The organism is Massilimicrobiota sp. An80 (genome assembly GCF_002159255.1).
Taxonomy (GTDB): domain Bacteria; phylum Bacillota_I; class Bacilli_A; order Erysipelotrichales; family Coprobacillaceae; genus Allocoprobacillus; species Allocoprobacillus merdigallinarum.
The window spans coordinates 1-543 of record NZ_NFHI01000129.1; the positions used below are offsets into that span (position 1 = coordinate 1).

General features: G+C 37.6%; 1 protein-coding gene and 2 pseudogenes. 1 reads left to right on the top strand and 2 read right to left on the bottom strand.

Annotated elements, in window-relative coordinates:
• Positions 1-182, top strand: a 182-nt coding sequence (locus B5G32_RS14210) for a hypothetical protein (protein ID WP_239386269.1), incomplete at its 5' end; no start/stop codon positions are given.
• Here the strand turns inward: B5G32_RS14210 and B5G32_RS14215 are convergent.
• A pseudogene (locus B5G32_RS14215) lies at positions 182-292 on the bottom strand (hypothetical protein); the annotation flags it as partial. The gene B5G32_RS14210 and the pseudogene B5G32_RS14215 sit on opposite strands and share 1 nt — an antisense overlap.
• A gap of 18 nt (positions 293-310) precedes the next feature.
• Positions 311-543: pseudogene (locus tag B5G32_RS14220) on the bottom strand (IS4 family transposase); the annotation flags it as partial.

Here is a 543-nt window from a genome sequence, read left to right on the forward strand (position 1 = left end):
TTTCAGGACAGGCTTTTGTCATTTTTGTTTGTTTTAAGGTCAGCATTCTAAACACATCAACATCAAACTCACCATCAGGAAATGGTCCTAGTGACTTGGTGATGCTAGTCGTAGATTCAATGTCTTTAACACGAATGATATATTTATGTCCTGAGTGTACAACATGTTCAAAACCATTGTAGGATTCATAGCCTCTATCGGCAATGAAGATGGCTTTCTGTCCATCATATCTGTCAACAAGTTGACAGAAAGCATCATTTTCATCTTTTTTGGCTTCACCCTGAATGATAATATCATCATATGTACGTTCTCATAGATCATAACTGGCATTCAAATGATAGGCAGAGTAAGGTTTTGCAAGAGTGCCATGTCTTAATTCAGTTGTTTCATCGTCAAAGATGGTATTGTCAATAGGCAGTTCACCGCCATCAATGGCCAATAGCCTGTAGCCATGAAATAACTTTTTCTTGAAAGTTTTTTTGTTGAATCCATCAAACAAAGCTTTGAAAGCTTCAGGCTTGATCTTGCTTCTGGCCTGAACAA